A 19,558-nucleotide genomic window follows, 5' to 3' on the forward strand; every position below is an offset into this window, starting at 1 on the left:
TACCGACCAGACACTAATTAGAAATCCGTTGATATGAATTGGTGTCCCTAATGATATGGTCATGGAATAAAGGTTGCCAAATAAAATCGATCAAATTCGTGGTGGCATAGGTTTTCACAGATGATTTATATCCGCGGATTATGGATGCCAAATTTTTGGATTGTGGGCCAAATTTATTTGGTTGTTGTTGTTGTTGTTGTTGTTGTTGTTGTTGTTGTTGTTGTAGAGACGCAATATTTTGCGTCTCTACCGCACCCGCACCCGTCCCCGTTTCCATCCCCACACCCATCGGTTTATCAATAATGATAATTCCGTGTACATGATTTGGCATAATCACATGATTACCAATTTTACAAATGGAAAATGTTCAGGGATTGACAACCAATTTTGATCTGCGATTTTCCCAATTTCTGATAATTGCATTTGTAGAGACGCAATATTTTGCGTCTCTACAATATTTTGTGACCCTACCACATCCCCAAAATAATGGATTCTATTTTTTGTACAAATGGTTATAAAATAAGCGCCATTACTTCCATAATCCCAACTCTTCAATCGGGTAGATTCTATTCTATATTGATTTCTAAATTTTTCAGACATTTGTTACGGTATTTTGCTTTGGTGGAGATGCAAAATATTGCTTTGGTGGAGACGCAAAATATTGCGTCTCTATTCCACCGTCAGCACCAAATCATCTTGCATCACCATGGTTCCTTCCTTAAGTAGAACAGACTTTACTTTTCCGGCTTTAAATGCGGTTACGGTAGTTTCCATTTTCATAGCCTCAATGATAAATAAAGGGTCATTTTCTTGTACTTTCTGTCCGCGTTTCACTAATACCTTATACAACGAACCTTGTAAAGGTGCACCAATATGACTGGTATTGGAGGGGTCGATTTTCTCGTGGGTCTCCTTTTTTATATTGAGCGATTTGTCTAACACTTCCACAAATCTGTTTTCGCCATTTACGCTAAAGAATACAATTCTGACGCCATCTTCATTAGGGATGCCTACAGACAATAGTCTGACGATAATTGTTTTTCCTGGTTCTAGTTCAATCAGGGTTTCTTCACGCGGCTTCATGCCATAGAAAAAGTTTTTGGTAGGTACCAAACTCAAGTTTCCGTAAAGTTTATAATTTTCGTGGGCTTGTTCAAACACCTTAGGATATAGTGTATAGGACAAGAAATCTTCAATCTCGATAGCACGTGTAAATCCTTTTTGGAATTTCTTCTTGAAGGCTTCAAATTCTACGTCAAAATCAATCGGTTCTAAATGTGCGTTGGGCCTGTCAGTATAGGCTTTGTGGTTTCTTAAAATGATCTTTTGTAATTTTTTAGGAAATCCGCCGACGGGTTGGCCTAAATCACCTTTAAAGAAATTGATCACCGATTCTGGAAACGAAATTTCCTCACCGCGTTGCATCACGTCTTCTGGGGTCAGATTGTTGGTCACCATAAATATAGCCATATCTCCCACTACTTTAGAACTTGGGGTTACTTTAATCAAGTTCCCAAACATAGTGTTTACTTTGGTATACATCTTTTTAACCTCATCAAATCGATCGCCCAAACCAAGAGCAATGGCTTGCGGACGTAAATTGGAATATTGTCCACCAGGAATTTCGTGTTGAAAAACTTCAGCAGTTCCTGCTTTAAGGCCAGATTCAAAAGGATAATATAATTCTCGGGTATCTTCCCAATAATTCGAAAATTGGTTCAACGTATTGATATCAAAATCGTGTGCTCTTGGCTGCCCTTTCATCATTTCTACCACAGCATTGAAATTTGGTTGAGAGGTCAGGCCAGACAATCCACCCAATGCTACGTCCACAACATCCACACCAGCCTCGATGGCTTTTAAATAGGTTGCCGTTTGTAAGGATGAGGTATCATGGGTGTGTAAATGAATAGGGAGATTGACCGTGTCTTTTAAAGCACCTACCAATTCCGTTGCCGCATATGGTTTTAATAATCCAGCCATATCTTTAATGGCGATCATATGCGCCCCAGCATTTTCAAGGTCTTTGGCTAATTGGGTATAGTACTTTAAATTGTATTTGGTCTCCTTAACATCTAAGATATTTCCGGTGTAACTGATGGCGGCTTGCGCAATACCTCCCGTTCTATCTCGCACATAATTGATGCTTGGCTCCATAGCTTTTACCCAGTTAAGCGAGTCAAAAATTCTAAAGATATCCACGCCGTTTTCCCACGATTTTTCAACAAATTTTTCAATCAAATTGTCAGGATAGGCTTTATAACCTACGCCATTACTGCCTCGCAGAAGCATTTGGAATAAAATATTTGGGACAGCCTTTCGCAATTCGCGCAAACGGGTCCATGGGCTTTCGTGCAAAAAGCGTAAGCAGACATCAAAGGTAGCACCTCCCCACACTTCCATACTAAAGGTGTTGGGATGATTTTTTGCATAACTCTCCGCCACCCTCATCATATCAAAGGTTCGCATACGGGTGGCGAGCAGCGATTGATGGGCATCGCGCATGGTGGTATCCGTATAATGGATTTTAGTGTCATCTTTTAACCATTGGCAGAATTTTTCAGGACCCATTTCCGTCAACATGTCTTTGGTTCCTTTTGGATGTGCTGCTGTTAAATTAAACTTTGGCACTTTCGGGTTCCTAAAAACCTTGTTGTCCTCTTTATTTTTGACATCAGAATTGCCATTCACAATCACTTCTGCCAAAAACTGCGTCACTTTGGTCGTTCTGTCTTGTGGTAATTTTATCTTGAATAGAGAAGGGGTGTTTTGAATGAAATTAACCGTCACTTTTCCTTCCTTGAAGGTATCATGAAGAATCACATTCTGTAAAAAGTGAATGTTGGTATTGACACCTCTAACTCTAAATTCCTTTAAGGCCCTCACCATTTTACGTATGGCACCATCCAAAGTCCGCCCTTGGGCAGAAACTTTAACCAGCATGGAATCAAAAAACGGACTCACACTGTAACCTTGGTAGATGCTTCCGGCATCCAAACGAATACCCATACCTGAGGCACTTCGGTAAGTGGTTATCGTACCGTAGTCTGGGGTGAAATTATTACTAGGATCTTCTGTGGTCAATCGGCATTGCAATGCAAAACCATTTGTTTTTAATGATTCCTGTTCATAAATCTTAATTTGTTGATCGGATAATTTATAGCCCCCAGCCACAAAAATCTGTGTTTTTACCAGATCGATCCCCGTTACCATTTCCGTTACGGTATGTTCCACCTGAATCCGAGGATTTACTTCAATAAAAAAGACATTGTCTTCCTTATCCACCAAAAATTCGACAGTTCCAATATTATTATAATTGACTTCCGTGGTAATATCAATCGCGTATTTATAAAGGTCTTGTTTAACCTTTTCTGAAACGTTATGTGAAGGGGCAATCTCCACCACTTTTTGATGGCGACGTTGTACAGAGCAGTCGCGTTCAAACAAATGGCGAATGTTACCGTGATTATCGGCTACTATTTGTACTTCAATATGTTTTGGATCTTCCACATATTTCTCAAGGAACATGGTGTCATCACCAAAAGAATTAAGCGCTTCGTTTCTGGCAGAATCAAAATTCTGTTCCAAATCTTCATCTTTTCTGATGATGCGCATCCCACGTCCGCCGCCGCCAGATGCCGCTTTCAACATTAATGGGTAGCCAATGGTTTTAGCTTCTGATAAGGCAATTTTTAAAGACGTTAACTGCTTTTTGCTACTTTCAATAATGGGTACATTACATTTTACGGCAATTTTCTTGGCCGTAATCTTATCGCCCAAAGCATCCATAACCTCTGGATTTGGACCGATGAAGATAATGCCGTTTGCAGCACATTTTCGGACAAATTCTGAGTTTTCAGCCAAAAAACCATAACCAGGATGGATGGCATCCACATTTTTGGACTTCGCCAAAGCGATAATTTCGTCCATATCCAAATACGGCTTTAATGGCTGATTGTCTTCACCAATTTGATAGGATTCATCTGCTTTATTACGGTGTTGGGAATACCGATCTTCATACGTGTAAAGCGCAACAGTAGCTATATTCAGCTCTGTACAGGCGCGCATAACACGAATGGCAATTTCTCCTCGATTGGCAATAAGTACCTTTTTAATTTTCATGATGTGTTTATGTTATGTTGTTGTGGATGGCTTAGAATATGGAATCTTTGAGCGAAGCGGTCAGATGTTTTTTCCAAAAACAAGGGCTTTTGAAATGGTAATTCTGTTTTGGAAATGAGCTTTTTGTTCACAGATTTTCTAGGATTTGCTCGAAGATAATTTTTAAATTATTCAAAAACAAAAATGTTGACTCAAAATATAAAGGAGATTTATGCCGTGGCGTGCTTTAGTGTGCAGAATTTTTTGTGAGCCATCCGCGCTATTTGGGATGAAAATTAACTGTTACTAATTGACGACCTTGCATAAAAAAACCACCCCGTTTGCACGAAGTGGTTTTGTCTTAATACTTAATTCTAAAAGCGACTTGTGCTGAGCGCAGTCGAAGCAAGTGTTCTTAATTCTTATTTAATCATTTCATAAGAACGTTTGATGAATTCGCTCAACTCTTTTCCTTTTAGCAAGCCTTGAGATAAACGTGCTAAATCTAAACTTTGAGAGATTAAACGCTCTTGTTTTTTCTTGGTTTTGGTACTTAAAATCTCACCTACCAATTCAGAATTGGTATTGACCACCAAGTTGTACATTTCTGGCATATTGCCCATTCCGAACATACCGCCACCGCCAGTTGCCTGCATCTCTTTCATACGACGCATAAACTCTGGTTGGGTGATGATGAAAGGCGACGCATCACTATCCATAGCTTCTAATTGTACCATGAACTTCTCAGATGGAATAGCTTCTTTTAAAATAGCATCCAACTCTTTTTGTTGCTCATCCGTTAATTTTGAAATCTTAGTATCATCTTTCTTGATCAGATTGTCAATATGATCAGCATCTACACGTGCAAAGGTAATGTTCTCTTTAGAAGATTCCATTTTTTGCATTAAGTGACTCACAATTGGAGAATCTAATAGTAACACTTCATAACCTTTCGCCTTTGCAGCTTCCGTATAGCTGTGTTGTGCATCTTCATTGGATGCATATAAGATGACCAATTTACCGTCTTTATCGGTTTGGGTGTCCTTTATCTTATCAAATAACTCTTGATAGGTATAGTACTTACCGTCTACCGTTGGGTATAGTGCGAATGCATCTGCTTTGTCATAGAATTTATCTTCTGAAAGCATGCCGTATTCAATAACTATCTTAATGTCGTTCCATTTTTTCTCGAAATCGGCACGGTTTTCATTGAACAACGATTTTAATTTGTCAGCCACTTTACGAGTGATGTAAGACGAAATTTTCTTCACATTGCCATCAGCTTGCAAGTAACTACGCGACACGTTTAATGGGATGTCTGGAGAATCAATCACCCCACGTAACATCGTTAAGAATTCAGGAACAATACCTTCAACATTATCCGTTACGAAGACTTGGTTTTGGTACAGCTGAATTTTATCCTTCTGCATGTTTAAATCGCCCGTCATTTTTGGGAAATATAAGATACCAGTTAAGTTGAACGGGTAGTCCACATTCAAATGGATATGAAATAACGGCTCCTCAAACTGCATTGGATACAGCTCTCTGTAAAAAGCATTGTAATCCTTATCTTCTAACTCGGTTGGTTGTTTTGTCCAAGCCGGGTTTGGGTTGTTGATAATGTGGTCAACCGTAATTTTCTTTTGAGGCTCAGTAGTTTCCTTACCGTCCTTGTCTTTTACAGTTTCAGGTTTGTGATCTGGATCATTCACTTCCTTAGTTCCAAATTTGATTGGAACAGGCATGAACTTATTGTACTTGGTCAATAGCTCACGGATTTTAGATTCTTCTAAAAACTCAGTAGAATCTTCAGCAATGTGAAGGATGATTTCTGTACCACGTTCTGATTTTTCAGCAGGCTCTAAAGTGAATTCTGGAGAACCATCGCATGTCCAACGTGCAGCTTCTGTACCTTCTTTATAAGATTTGGAAATGAGTTCCACTTTTTCTGCCACCATAAAAGCAGAGTAGAAACCTAACCCAAAATGTCCGATGATGCCTGAATCTTTTCCGGCATCTTTATATTTATCCAAAAACTCTTCAGCACCTGAAAAAGCAATTTGGTTGATGTATTTTTCAATTTCTTCAGCAGTCATCCCAATACCTTGGTCAATGATGTGTAGTTTTTTGCCTTCCTTATCGATTTTTACTTCAATTTGTGGATTGCCATACTCTACTGCTGCTTCCCCAATACTAGTAAGGTGCTTTAGTTTTAAAGTTGCATCTGTGGCGTTACTAATCAACTCACGTAAAAATATTTCGTGATCGCTGTATAAGAACTTCTTAATTAAGGGAAAGATATTCTCTACCGAAACATTAATATTTCCTTTTGTCATATTTAATTTATTAAATGTTCCCACGAATCCCGATAGTTATCGGGAGGGAAACTGTTTGCACTATAAGTTTATTTCCGTAAGTAGTAGTCAACAAAAATGCCAATTCAACATTTGTGACAAGATGACATAGAAAAAAGCCATTCTGAATGAGAATGGCTTTAGATGATAACTATTACTGTAGTTAATTTTTAATCGTCTCCGTTGTTTCAATAGGAGCTTCCTTCTTTTTATTCTTCACATAAGTTTCCAGCCATTGGTCCTGTTCCCAAAGCATATGCATTACAGACTCTTTGGCACTGTACCCATGACTTTCTTTAGGCAACATGACTAATCTAACAGGAGCTCCCAATCCTTTTAAGGCATTAAAATAACGCTCACTTTGCATTGGGTAAGTCCCTGAATTGTTATCCGCTTCTCCATGGATTAATAATAACGGTGTTTTCATTTTGTCAGCATTCATAAATGGCGACATGGTGTTGTACACTTCTGGTGCTTCCCAATAGTTACGTTCTTCACTCTGGAAGCCGAACGGTGTTAAGGTTCTGTTATAAGCGCCACTTCTGGCAATACCAGCGGCAAATAAATTGGAATGCGACAATAAATTGGCTGTCATAAAGGCGCCGTAAGAATGGCCTCCAACTGCAACACGGTCGCGATCAATATAGCCCATAGCATCCACTGCGTCGATAGCCGCTTTAGCGTTTCCTACTAATTGGGCAACAAATGTGTCATTAGGCTGGTCATCTCCTTCACCAACAATAGGGAATGCGGCATCATCCAAAACTACATAGCCTCTGGTTACCCAATATAAAGGAGAACCGTATGATGGATAGGTGAATTCATTTGAATTGGACGTGTTTTGGCCAGCGCTATTTTTGTCTTTAAATTCACGAGGGTAGGCCCACATGATCATTGGATACTTTTCACCTTCCTTATAATCAGTTGGTAAATACAGTGTTCCTGTAAGTGGTAAGCCGTCATCACGTTTATAAGTAATCACTTCTTTATGCACATCTTGAATACTTTTGAATGGATTTTCAAATTGGGTTAAAGGTTGTATGGCGATGCGCTTTTTGATGTTTCTAATATAATAATTCGGGTATTCGTTTTTAGATTCAATTTGAACCACAAACTCGCCAGCTTTCGCATCTAATGCAAAGACGATGTTCTCAACTTTATCTGTGTAAGCTGATTGATACAAACGCTCTGTCTTTTGCGATTTCAGATTCATTTCATCTATAAAAGGAAATTGACCTTTATCACTAAAGCCATCACCAATTAAGTAAGCTTTGCCATCATTAAGATCTAATACGGATTCGTCGTAAGCATTTAAAGTGGTTACGAAATTTCCTGGATCACTATACACATCTTGGTAATTTCTATCTGAAAGCACTTTTGGTGCTTTACTGGCATTAGAAGGGTCAAATAAATAGGTTCTTGTGTTTCTACTATTCCACCATCTGTCATAAGCAATGGCAGTGGTTTCATTCCCCCAACGGATGCCGGAAAAACGATCTTTAGTTTTTAAAAGGGATTGCTTTTTAGCCGTGAATGGCGCCTTTTGTTGGAAGACTTCATCTCTGTAAGCTACTTCATTTGCAGGATCTCCACCGTCTAAGGCCTCTGTCCATACTAAGGTTGCAGGATGGTCATTACGCCATGTTAAGTCGCGCATGCCTGTACGTTCCGCCATAAAGCCTTGGGGTAAATCTTCAATAAGCGGAACTTCCAATACTTTTTTAACCAAGGTGCCGGCAGCGTCATAAATGGTGGTGGTGGAAGGGAAGCGGCTATACGGTACCAAATAGGAAAAAGGTTTGTTAATTGTGGTGACCAATATATAATTGCCATCTGGTGAAAAATTCAAGCTTTGGTAAATGTCTGTAGATTTCCAATTATAAGACGAACCATCTAAGTTTACTTTTTTAATGTCAGATAACGCTAACTGCTCAAAATTGTATTCGTCATTTGGATTTTTAAGTAAATCTTGATAGGTTCTGTTTTGAGCTTTTACTCCAGCTTCACTTACGGAGATTGTTGGACCTTCCGGAACAGAAGCTTTAGGATCAATCAATTCTTTTTTTGAGGTTGGCAATGTTTGGACCAAAAGTGAGTTGCTGTCTTTAAACCAGGTATAGGGCCTGCCCATATTGGCATTAAGATTGTCAGTGGTCAATTTTTTTGCATCTGAACTATTGATGTCCACAATCCACAACTCAACACCTTTAAGGGTCGTATTTGTAAAAGCGGCATAATTTTGGTTTGGCGACCAAGAAACATAGGCGAAACGTCCGTTTTCTGGCAATCCCTTGATGTCCTGTGGATCACCCTCTCTACCTTTTCTCATTTTGATATCGGTATAAAAGGTAGTTCTGCTCCCAATATTTGTTATCGGATTAATTCTTAATCCGCCCAAACGCATTTCAGTTTCAGAAAGTTCATCAATGCTTTTATAATTGCTTCTGTAAAGAAAAAGAATGTTTTCACCATTGTTATCCATACTGATACGCGGTGCCAAAGGAGCTTCTGCAAGATTTAGGATACTTTGATCGGGTTTTTGGTAGGACAAATTGACTTGTCCCACACTTATCACGGACCAGGTCAATAGGAAACTCACTAATAATGCTTTCATTGTAGATAGTTTAAGTTAAAGCTCTAAAAATACTCAAAACCATACGAGATAGTCATACAGTAAATGTTAAAAAGCGTCGCTTTTAGCTGCATTCTGCATTTAAAACAGGTAATTTTATGAAAACTATGAATAATGTTTAAATTGCAAGACTTTTTAATTCTAAATAAATTGACTTATGTATAACTCCAAAATAATTGGATTAGGGCATTACGTTCCTGACAATGTGGTGACCAATGACGATCTATCCAAAATGATGGATACTAATGACGAATGGATCCAAGAACGTACGGGAATAAAAGAACGCCGCTGGGCAATTGAAAATTCAGGAGATACAACATCTGCGATGGGGGTAAAGGCCGCTAAGGTGGCTATAGAACGCGCAGGTATAGATAAGGACGATATTGATTTTATAGTGTTTGCAACCTTAAGTCCGGATATGTATTTTCCAGGTCCAGGGGTTCAGGTGCAACATGCGCTCGGTATTAAAACGGTGGGTGCATTAGATGTTCGGAATCAATGTTCAGGCTTTATTTACGCGCTTTCAGTGGCCGATCAATATATAAAAACCGGCATGTATAAAAACATTTTGGTTATTGGTAGTGAGTTGCATTCTCATGGATTGGACAAAACAACACGTGGACGTGGCGTGACCGTAATTTTTGGAGATGGGGCAGGAGCCGCAATTTTGTCAAGAGAAGAAGATAATACTAAAGGTATTTTATCCACGCACTTGCATTCTCAAGGTGAACATGCTGAAGAATTGGTGCTCGTGGCTCCAGGAATGGGAAAACGTTGGGTGAATGACATTCTTAGAGATAATGACCCGAATGACGAAAGCTATTTCCCTCATATGAACGGACAGTTTGTGTTTAAAAACGCTGTGGTGCGCTTTAGCGAAGTGATTATGGAGGGTTTGATGCAAAACAATTTACAAAAGGAATCTATTGATATGCTGATTCCACATCAAGCCAATTTAAGAATTGCACAATTTATTCAGAAAAAATTCGGGTTGAATGATGATCAAGTGTTCAACAACATTCAAAAATACGGTAATACTACGGCTGCATCTATTCCTATAGCACTTACTGAGGCTTGGGAAGAAGGAAAAATAAAAGAAGGTGATGTGGTGGTCTTAGCGGCTTTTGGTAGCGGCTTTACTTGGGGGAGTGTAATTATAAAATGGTAGCAACAGGTTTCTAAAATAAAGATATTTCTAAGTCAAACAGAACATCTGCAAAGCTTGTTGCCTAACAAATTTATGTGTCATAAAAAACCCGAGACCTAACATCTCGGGTTTTCCTGCTATTAATCAACATTAACTAACACTTTTGATTAAATTACATTAACATCAACTAAGGCATTCATTAACCAATAACTTAAAAACTTATCACTACTTATATGACGTAAAAAGTTGATTTTTATTTCGTTAAAATGTAATTTTAACTATCAATTTAACATAGAGACGACAATTTGAAAGTTTACCCTTTCAATATTAACAAAGTTGTATGACATGGCTCTCTAAACCCGATAGTTGATTTGAGTTGTCTCTCAGGTTAAATTTAATTGTTACATAAAGCCACCGCTTCCCGATTTTTCATTACTATCTCTATTCTTTCTTTGCAAGGCACGATATTTTCCACCCCCAAAACGGTAAGACAAGCCTATGTTCCAAGTGTTGCTTTCCCAATTAAACTGTCCAACCTGTATATACGGTCTAGTGCTTTCAAACCTGGCCTTCATAGTGTTGAATATGTCATTGTAATTAAAGCTAAAAGTGGCTGCATCATCCAGAAAATTATAGCGCAACCCCGTATTGATAAAATACATAGATTTGCCCATAAACTGTAAGCCTTCACGTTTTGATCTATACATCCCAAATACCGAGAGACTCAAGTTTTTAGTGGCTTTAAAAGTATTGTTCATTCTGAAATTATAAGCAATATTGTCTACTTTAATTTCCGTGAGTGCAATATCATCTACCGTTGGATTTTGTCCGATAGGGGTGTTTAAAACTTCAGAAATCCCTTTTTGGGTCTGTGCAAAAAGATCAAAACTGGTATTAAAGTTCCACCATTTGGTCGGCTTATAGGAGCTTGATAGCTCCACACCATATGCAGTGGTATTATCAAAATTGTCATAGGTAAGGATGACTTTATTCAGATCCAATCGGTCAATAAAAACCGCACGGTTGATTTCATCTTCAATAATTCTGTAAAATACACCTCCAGTGATAGAGCCATTTTCAAGTTTTCTGGTGTAGTTGACTTCAACTGAATTGGTAAATTGAGGCTGTAGTTCAGTATTTCCAAAGGATGAAATTAATGGGGTACTCCATTCTCTAATAGGGTTGACTTGTTTTAAGCCCGGTCGGTCTACACGTCTGCTTACACTGGCCTGATAAGAATTTTTTTCACTTGGGGTATAGGTTAAAAAAGCAGAAGGATACACCTGGAAATAATCATTTTTAAATGGTGTTGTTTTGCTAGAGTTTTCTAAGGTGCTTATGGCTTTGGCATCATCTGTGACAGCTTCTGCTCGCGCTCCAAATTGATAGCTCCATTTGTCAAAAGTTTTACCGTAAGTGATATATGCGGAATAAATGTCTCTTTGGTAATTAAAATCTGTACTTGGCGTATTAATGATCATTCCTGATTCATCAAACGATTGTCCCGTGGACGTATAATTGACATCGGTATTGAATAATCGTGCCTCAAGGCCCACTTCCAACTTTGCTTTATCACTTAGCGGATTCACATAATCTAAATTAATCGTGGTCTGATCGCGTTGTGTGTTTACAAAATCTTCATAATTTGGAGGGAATGCAATATTAAAATAAGTAAAGTCTGAAGTTTCATGTTCTTCATAGGCATTATAATCTGCTTCTAACTCTATTTTTTCGCCTTCTTTGGCAAAATTGTGTTTGTAAACTAAGTTGTATTGGGATGAAATGTTATCTGAAACATTGCCGAAAAGTTGCTTTTGTTCTTCAGTATTGGAAGAGAAAATGCTAGTGGAACCATTTCCCTTGCCATCATACGTGTTCTGATTTGTAAATACAGAAATGGTATTGTTATCATCAGCATAAAAGTCAACGCCAAACTTGTAAAGATGCGACTTGTTATTATTGAAAAAATTAAATACCTGTTCCGAATTATCATCAGGTCTTGTGATCGTTCCATAATTGGTGCTTTTGCCAATATTGTTTCCGTAATTTCCGTAAAGGTTGAATTTTCCGTTTCTATAGTTTAAATCGATGGAGCTGTTAAATCTCGCGTTGATTTCTTTGGTCAAGCCGATATTAAGGTTTCCGTTAAACCCAATATTGGTATTTTTATGAAGAATGATATTGATAATACCACTCATACCTTCAGGGTTGTATTTTGCTGAAGGATTGGTTATCAACTCAATTTGTTTGATAGAGGTTGACGGAATTTGTTTTAACAATTGATCTACCGGAACATTGGATAACTTGCCGTCTACCATCACCCGAACATTTTCATTGCCACGCAAGCTCAAATTACCGGTTTGCTGATCAATACTTACAGAGGGGATATTGTTCATGATATCTGATGCCGTAGCTCCAGATGTGGTCAGGTCTTTGCCAACGGTAATGACCTTTCTGTCTACTTTTTGTTGAATGGTAGATACTTCTGCAATAACGGTAACTTCATCTAGTGCCGCCACGTCTTCTTCTAAAAGGATGTTGCCCAAGTTGACATCATAACTGTCTTTCCCTATTTGAAAAGATTGCGTAACAGTTTTGTAACCCATATACTGAATGAGCACAGAAAATGTACCTTCAGACAGTTTCGAAATTTTAAAACTTCCATCTTCTTGAGTAATGGCGCCAGTAACGTTAACGTTGCTGCCGTTTTTAATAACAATGCTAACATAGGCTAAGGGTGCATTGAGTTTTGCGTCTAAGACAGTTCCAGAAACTGAGCCTTCTTTTAGTAAGGTGGTGGTGGCGGATGTTTGTGCCGTTAATGTGGAACACATTATTAAGCAGCATAAAATTAATAATTTCATTTGTGTGTGATTTTTTGATTTGATTGATGAATTTTGATTTGATTGTTATAAAAGAGACGTGTACTTTTGCATATTGTTACGCTCTTATAAACTTTTTTTACAAAAAACAATCTTGAAACTATGCAAACAAATAAAAAAACCTTGGTTTTTGGAGCTTCTTTAAACCCGAGTCGGTATTCAAATTTGGCCATGCACAAATTGGTGGCTCACAAACATGAAATTGTCGCTTTCGGATTGCGGGAAGGGGAAGTTGCGGGTATTACAATTGATACAGAATTGATCCCCTATACAGATATTGATACGGTCACTTTATATATGAATGCCACAAGACAGGCGCCATTTTATGAGTATCTGATTGGTTTAAACCCTGAGCGTGTAATATTCAATCCCGGTACAGAGAATCCTGAGTTTTTTAAGTTATTGAGAGCGGCTCAAATTGATTTTGAAATGGCCTGTACTTTAGTGATGCTTGGTACGAATCAATATTAGTCCTGAAAATGTTAAGAGGCCATTGAGGATGAGAATAAAATATCCAAACTCAAGGCCCAACCACTTTAAGCTGTTAACACTGATAATGTACGATAGGATTGGAGACAGAATGGCAATAACAGGAACCCATTTGTCTTTTATTTGCCAGGTGGTGAATAATCCAAAAGCATAAAGCCCCAGCAAGGGGCCATAGGTATAGCCCGCAAAAAGCAAGAGTTTAGCAATGACACTTTCGTCTTTAATGGCATATTTAAAAGCGATGATGACCAAGATTAATACCAACGAAATCATAATGTGAATGCGCTTTCTAATTGCAATTTGCTTAGCCGGATCATACTTTTTTTCAATGTCTAAAATGTCAATGCTAAAGGATGTAGTCAACGCTGTCAAGGTACTATCGGCACTACTGTATGCGGCAGCGATCAATCCCAGTAAAAAGAATACAAATACGCCAATACCTAAATGGTTTTTTGCCAAAATAGGGAAGAGCTCATCTTTGTGCGCATCAATGCCATTCTTTTGGGCATAGACGGTTAACAATAATCCCAAGCTTAAAATTACAAAGTTGACAATGGTTAAAATGATGGTAAACCAGAACATGTTTTTCTGTGCATCTTTTAGAGTTTTGCAGGTTAAGTTTTTTTGCATCATGTCCTGATCCAATCCGGTCATGACGATGGCAATAAACGCGCCGGATATAAACTGGTTCCAGAAATAATCGCCCGATTTAAAATCGTCAAAAAAGAAGGTTTTAGAGAGGTCGCTTTCTAGGATATAACCTAAAAGATTGCCGCCACTAATCCCCAAATCATCGCTCACATAGTAAATTGTTACGCCAACGGCAATGAGCATAAATAAGGTTTGCAGCGCATCAGTCCAAATAATGGTCTTAATGCCAGATTTAAAGGTATAGAGCCATATTAAAAAAACGGTGATGGTTACCGTTTGCCAAAAGCTGATGCCCAAATCGTCAAAAAGAAGCACCTGTAGTACATTGGCCACTAAATACAGCCGGAAACTCGAGCCTACCATTCGAGAGATAAGAAAGAAGGACGCACCTGTTTTATAGGAGGCGTTTCCAAAGCGCTGCTCTAAATAGGTGTAAATAGAGGTGAGATTGAGTTTGTAATAAACAGGAAGAAGCACCGTACCAATCACGAGATACCCTACAATATAACCCAACACCATTTGCATATAGCTAAATTGTGAGGACTCTATCCAACCCGGAACTGAAATAAAGGTCACGCCAGACAGTGAGGCGCCAATCATCCCGAAGGCCACCACATACCACGGTGCCTGTTTATTTGCTTTAAAGAAGGTGTTATTATCAGATTTTTGTCCTGTGAGTAAAGAGATTAAAACAAGTACTCCAAAATAAGAGAGTATAAGCAGGATATTGGCTGTAGAATTCATGTATTGTAAATATGGCGCAAATAACTTATTAAAAAAATCAAATTCCAAAATTATAAGAATCAATCATTATTGTCCGGTAAAGAATTAAGATCGCTGCGCTTATAGTCCCGAACTATCGGGAAAAGAACCAAGACTTGATAGTAACTGACTGATAAACGGTCGTCATTCTAAATTAAATTTGCCCAATCACTCTGAGTGAAATTGGTTTCAAAAACAAGGTGTCATTTTTAAGTTCTCGAACCAGATCATGTTTTAAGGGGATTTACAAACTTTTCACCTGCTATACCGGACACTGATGCGCATCAATGTAAAATAAGTCTGAAGTAAAGCGTTCAAAATGTGGACTAAAATTGTAATTTTGTACCCATGGAATTTTCTTCAAAACTACTCGAAAAAGCAGTATATGAAATGTCACAGCTCCCAGGAATTGGGAAACGTACGGCGTTGCGTTTGGTCTTGCATCTACTAAGACAACCTCAAGAACAAACCGTGCATTTGGCTTCCGCCTTGCAACACATGAGGAATGATATTAAGTTTTGCTCAAGTTGCCACAATATAAGTGATACACAACTTTGTGAGATTTGCGCCAATCCGCGTAGAACTGAAGACATCATTTGTGTGGTAGAAGACATTAGAGATGTGATGGCCATTGAAAATACAAGTTCCTTTAAAGGCCTGTATCATGTGTTGGGCGGCAAGATTTCACCTATGGACGGGATCGGTCCCAATGATCTGAATATTACAACCTTGGTCAGTAAAGTAAAAGAAGGCCGTGTAAAGGAATTGATTTTTGCATTGAGCTCCACAATGGAAGGCGATACTACCAACTTTTATATTTTTAAGCAAATTCAAGACTGTGAGATTGTCACGTCTACCATTGCCAGAGGAATTTCAGTGGGCAACGAGTTGGAATATACAGATGAGGTCACCCTTGGAAGAAGTATTTTAAACAGAATCCCGTTTGAAGCGTCCTTAAAATCCTGATTTTCTTTGAAACTATCTGTCGTCATAGTAAATTATAATGTACGTTACTTTTTGGAGTTATGCCTAAAAAGTGTGCAAGCCGCGATTACCACCTTGGACGCTGAAATACTGGTGGTCGATAACCATTCTTCAGATGATAGTTGCCAAATGGTAAAGCAGCTTTTCCCAGAGATCACATTAATCCAAAACGAGCAAAATCTCGGGTTTTCTAAAGCTAATAATAGGGGCGTTGCCCACGCAAAAGGCGAATATGTGTGCATGTTGAATCCTGATACTGTAGTGGCTGAAGATACGTTTATCAAATGTTTGGCATATGCTGATAGTGTTTCTAAATTGGGCATTTTGGGCTGTCAACTCATTGATGGGCGCGGTCAGTTTCTTCCAGAGAGCAAACGAAATATTCCAACACCAAAAGTGTCATTTAAAAAAATCCTCGGCTTTCCAAAGTCCTATTATGCCACTCATTTGGCGCCGTCAGATATTGGAAAGGTTGAGGTGCTGGTAGGAGCTTTTATGTTGTTAAAAAAATCAGTTTTCCATCAGGTTAACGGGTTTGATGAAGATTATTTTATGTATGGTGAGGATATTGATCTTTCCTATAAGGTTTTAAAAGCCGGCTATCAAAATGTTTATTATGGAGAAATGACTATCCTTCATTATAAAGGAGAGAGCACGCTTAAAAACAAGGTTTATATATCCCGTTTTTATGGGGCGATGCAGATTTTTTACACTAAACATTTTAAATCCAATCCTGCTTTTAATACGATGGTATGGATGGGGGTCAAATGGTCGCGTTTCCTTTTTAAATCACCAAAACAAATAGAGCCCCACACCAGTAATTACGTGGTAGTGTCTGACCAGCTCAATTTTAATAAGAAACTTCCATTTCAGTTTCAGGTAGTTGCGAATAGCAAAAGTGTTTCTACACATACCCAATTTATTTTTGACGGGAATGTTATAAAGTATAAGGACATTATTGCGGATATGGCTACTTTAGACAAGAAAAAATCTTTCACCTTTAGAATTTTACCATCCAACGCCCAATTTATTATTGGTAGCGATAGCTCAGAGCAGCGTGGCGAAGTGCTTTTATTCCCATAATACGAATGAATATATGCACCGTGAAGTCGGAAATTATAGAGGATTATGTAATGAAGTATGGCATTTTTAATTAATTTTGCAAGAGCAAATAAAAATTTTAGCATTAGAATAACAATATGGCAAAGTTTGAATTGAAACTTCCAAAGATGGGAGAAAGCGTAGCAGAAGCAACCATTACCTCATGGTTGAAAAATGTTGGAGACACTATTGAAGCTGATGAAGCAGTGTTGGAAATCGCAACCGATAAAGTGGATAGTGAAGTGCCCAGTGAAGTGGATGGCATCTTGACCGAGATCCTTTTTAATGTGGATGATGTAGTAAAAGTGGGTCAAACTATAGCGATTATTGAAACTGAAGTGGATGCAGCCACAGTGCCTTCTTCATCACAAGAGACACCAGGGCAAGCACCGGTAACTGAAACAGCTGAGGTAGCGCAAGTTATACAAACTGTTGAAGCAGCAAAAACGGCGGTAGCAGCACCGGTAACTTCTACTGAAGATCGTTTTTATTCGCCATTGGTTAAAAACATAGCCAAACAAGAAGGCATTTCGCAATCTGAATTGGATAAAGTTTCTGGAACAGGAAAAGAAGGGCGTGTCACCAAAAGTGATATTCTGGACTATATTGAAACGAGAAAATCTGCACCGGCAGCAGCATCTCAGGTTTCTACAAACGTTGTCAATGAAATTCAACAATCAACTGTGCAAGCTGAAAAACAACCGGCTGTAGCAAAACCAGCACCTGAGAAAGCCAAGGCAGCTTCTGAAGTCTTAGAGAATGGCGACGAAATTATTGAGATGAGCAGAATGGGCAAGCTCATTGCACATCATATGGTAGAATCTGTACAAAAATCAGCACATGTCCAAAGTTTTATTGAGGCTGATGTTACCAATATTTGGAACTGGCGTAATAAAGTTAAAAACGATTTTGCAAAACGCGAAGGTGAGAGTTTGACGTTCACTCCAATTTTTATGGAGGCCATTGCAAAAGCATTGCGTGAATTCCCCATGATGAATATTTCGCTTCAAGACGATAAAATCATTAAAAAGAAACATATTAATTTAGGAATGGCTGCGGCACTACCTGACGGAAACTTGATTGTTCCAGTTATTAAAGATGCTGACCAATTGAATCTTATCGGCATGACCAAGCGGGTTAATGACTTGGCCAACAGAGCCCGTTTAAATCAATTGAAACCAGACGATATTCAAGGAGGCACCTATACCGTTACTAATGTGGGAACGTTTGGGAGTATTATGGGTACTCCAATTATCAATCAGCCACAAGTTGGTATTTTAGCATTGGGTGCTATCAGAAAAGTACCGGCGGTTGTAGAGACGCCTCAAGGCGACTTTATTGGCATTCGTTATAGGATGTTCCTTTCCCATTCCTATGACCACCGTGTTGTTAATGGGGCTCTTGGTGGACAATTTGTAAAAGCTGTTAAAGATTATTTGGAAGCTTGGGATGTGAACAGAGAGATTTAATATATCTACCTTACCTTATAGTCCTGAAACTTGGGAACTGTAAAGTCTTTATAAATACAAAGCCTAAACAAATCATAAACCCAATCTTAAACTAGTTGGGTTTTTTTATTTTTACGCTGATGAATATCAGACCAATAAAAACATTTAATACAATTTTATTATGACACTTAATCTTACCAAACCCATCTGCTTTTTCGACCTTGAAACTACAGGCATCAATATTACAAATGACCGCATTGTTGAGATTGCTATTTTAAAGGTCTTTCCTGACAGCAAAGAAGAACGGAAAACATGGTTGGTCAATCCGGAAATGCCAATTCCCGCTGAGGTTACGGCTATTCATGGTATTTCTGATGCAGATATAGCAGACAAGCCTACCTTTAAGGAATTGGCCAAGGAAATTCATACCATGGTTAAAGATTCTGATTTGGCAGGCTTCAATTCCAACCGTTTCGATATTCCGTTATTAGCGGAAGAAATGTTACGTGCAGAGGTTGACTTTGATATGAAAGGACGCGTGGCTGTTGATGTGCAAACAATTTTTCATAAAATGGAACAACGCACACTTTCTGCCGCTTATAAATTTTACTGTGATAAAAATTTAGAGGATGCCCATAGTGCCGCTGCAGATACAGATGCCACTTATGAAGTCCTAAAAGCACAGTTGGCCAGATACGATGAACTGGAAAACGACACCAAGTTTTTGGCCGAATTCAGCTCTCGCAAAAAGTTTGCAGATTTTGCCGGATTTATCGTGTACAACAAATATAATGAAGAATGTTTTTCTTTCGGTAAGCATAAAACCAAGAGGGTAGAAGATGTCTTAAATGAAGAACCCGGCTATTTTGGCTGGTTGCTTAATGCTGATTTTCCGCTGTATACTAAAAAAGTCTTGACGGCCATTAAGTTACGAGCGTTCAATAATAAATTGGCGTAGTTCAGTTGGCAGTTGTAGGGTTATAATGGACGGTTAGGGAAAAAAGTAG

Annotated in this window: 13 protein-coding genes; 6 read left to right on the forward strand and 7 right to left on the reverse strand. The window is 38.5% G+C overall.

Features of this window, described 5'->3' with window-relative positions:
- Positions 1-13: 13 nt before the first annotated feature.
- The 5 genes from JEM65_RS16985 to JEM65_RS17005 form a co-directional block, all read right to left on the reverse strand.
- The gene (locus JEM65_RS16985; RefSeq protein ID WP_199602200.1) at positions 14-331 is read right to left on the reverse strand and encodes a hypothetical protein; all 318 of its coding nucleotides are present in this window, start codon (positions 329-331) and stop codon (positions 14-16) included.
- A 2-nt stretch (positions 332-333) separates the two neighbouring features.
- Positions 334-600, reverse strand: a complete 267-nt coding sequence (locus JEM65_RS16990; protein ID WP_199602201.1) for a hypothetical protein — start codon at positions 598-600, stop codon at positions 334-336.
- A gap of 69 nt (positions 601-669) precedes the next feature.
- Positions 670-4,122 (reverse strand): pyruvate carboxylase, encoded by a 3,453-nt coding sequence (locus JEM65_RS16995; RefSeq protein ID WP_199602208.1) that lies wholly within the window; start codon positions 4,120-4,122, stop codon positions 670-672.
- A gap of 401 nt (positions 4,123-4,523) precedes the next feature.
- The gene (htpG, locus tag JEM65_RS17000) at positions 4,524-6,437 is read right to left on the reverse strand and encodes a molecular chaperone HtpG (protein ID WP_199602210.1); all 1,914 of its coding nucleotides are present in this window, start codon (positions 6,435-6,437) and stop codon (positions 4,524-4,526) included.
- A gap of 181 nt (positions 6,438-6,618) precedes the next feature.
- Complete coding sequence (locus tag JEM65_RS17005) at positions 6,619-9,069, reverse strand: alpha/beta hydrolase family protein (protein WP_199602212.1); 2,451 nt, start codon at positions 9,067-9,069, stop codon at positions 6,619-6,621.
- 175 nt (positions 9,070-9,244) lie between these two features.
- Between JEM65_RS17005 and JEM65_RS17010 the strand changes: the two genes are divergently transcribed.
- Complete coding sequence (locus tag JEM65_RS17010) at positions 9,245-10,255, forward strand: 3-oxoacyl-ACP synthase III family protein (protein ID WP_199602214.1); 1,011 nt, start codon at positions 9,245-9,247, stop codon at positions 10,253-10,255.
- Positions 10,256-10,635: 380 nt separating this feature from the next.
- Here the strand turns inward: JEM65_RS17010 and JEM65_RS17015 are convergent, their stop codons facing one another.
- Entirely contained in the window at positions 10,636-13,098 is a 2,463-nt protein-coding gene (locus JEM65_RS17015) for an outer membrane beta-barrel family protein (RefSeq protein ID WP_199602216.1), read from the reverse strand.
- Positions 13,099-13,218: 120 nt separating this feature from the next.
- On the opposite strand from JEM65_RS17015, the gene JEM65_RS17020 reads away from it, so the two are divergent.
- Positions 13,219-13,587 carry a CoA-binding protein gene (locus JEM65_RS17020; RefSeq protein ID WP_199602218.1) on the forward strand — a complete coding sequence of 123 codons (369 nt, stop codon included), beginning with the start codon at positions 13,219-13,221 and terminating at the stop codon, positions 13,585-13,587.
- Here the strand turns inward: JEM65_RS17020 and JEM65_RS17025 are convergent.
- Positions 13,558-15,000 carry a sodium:solute symporter gene (locus JEM65_RS17025; RefSeq protein ID WP_199602220.1) on the reverse strand — a complete coding sequence of 481 codons (1,443 nt, stop codon included), beginning with the start codon at positions 14,998-15,000 and terminating at the stop codon, positions 13,558-13,560. The genes JEM65_RS17020 and JEM65_RS17025 overlap by 30 nt on opposite strands.
- 366 nt (positions 15,001-15,366) lie before the next feature.
- Between JEM65_RS17025 and recR the strand changes: the two genes are divergently transcribed.
- The 4 genes from recR (at position 15,367) to JEM65_RS17045 (ending at position 19,509) form a co-directional block, all read left to right on the forward strand.
- Positions 15,367-15,984 carry a recombination mediator RecR gene (recR, locus tag JEM65_RS17030; protein WP_199602222.1) on the forward strand — a complete coding sequence of 206 codons (618 nt, stop codon included), beginning with the start codon at positions 15,367-15,369 and terminating at the stop codon, positions 15,982-15,984.
- A gap of 6 nt (positions 15,985-15,990) precedes the next feature.
- On the forward strand, positions 15,991-17,085 hold the full coding sequence (locus tag JEM65_RS17035; protein ID WP_199602224.1) for a glycosyltransferase family 2 protein: 1,095 nt from the start codon (positions 15,991-15,993) through the stop codon (positions 17,083-17,085).
- 116 nt (positions 17,086-17,201) lie between these two features.
- Positions 17,202-18,572, forward strand: coding sequence for a dihydrolipoamide acetyltransferase family protein (locus tag JEM65_RS17040; RefSeq protein WP_199602226.1), 1,371 nt, complete (start codon positions 17,202-17,204; stop codon positions 18,570-18,572).
- A 160-nt stretch (positions 18,573-18,732) separates the two neighbouring features.
- Entirely contained in the window at positions 18,733-19,509 is a 777-nt protein-coding gene (locus JEM65_RS17045) for a 3'-5' exonuclease (RefSeq protein WP_199602228.1), read from the forward strand.
- Positions 19,510-19,558 lie beyond the last annotated feature (49 nt).

The sequence above is a fragment of the Gelidibacter salicanalis genome, from assembly GCF_016469035.1.
Taxonomy (GTDB): domain Bacteria; phylum Bacteroidota; class Bacteroidia; order Flavobacteriales; family Flavobacteriaceae; genus Gelidibacter; species Gelidibacter salicanalis_A.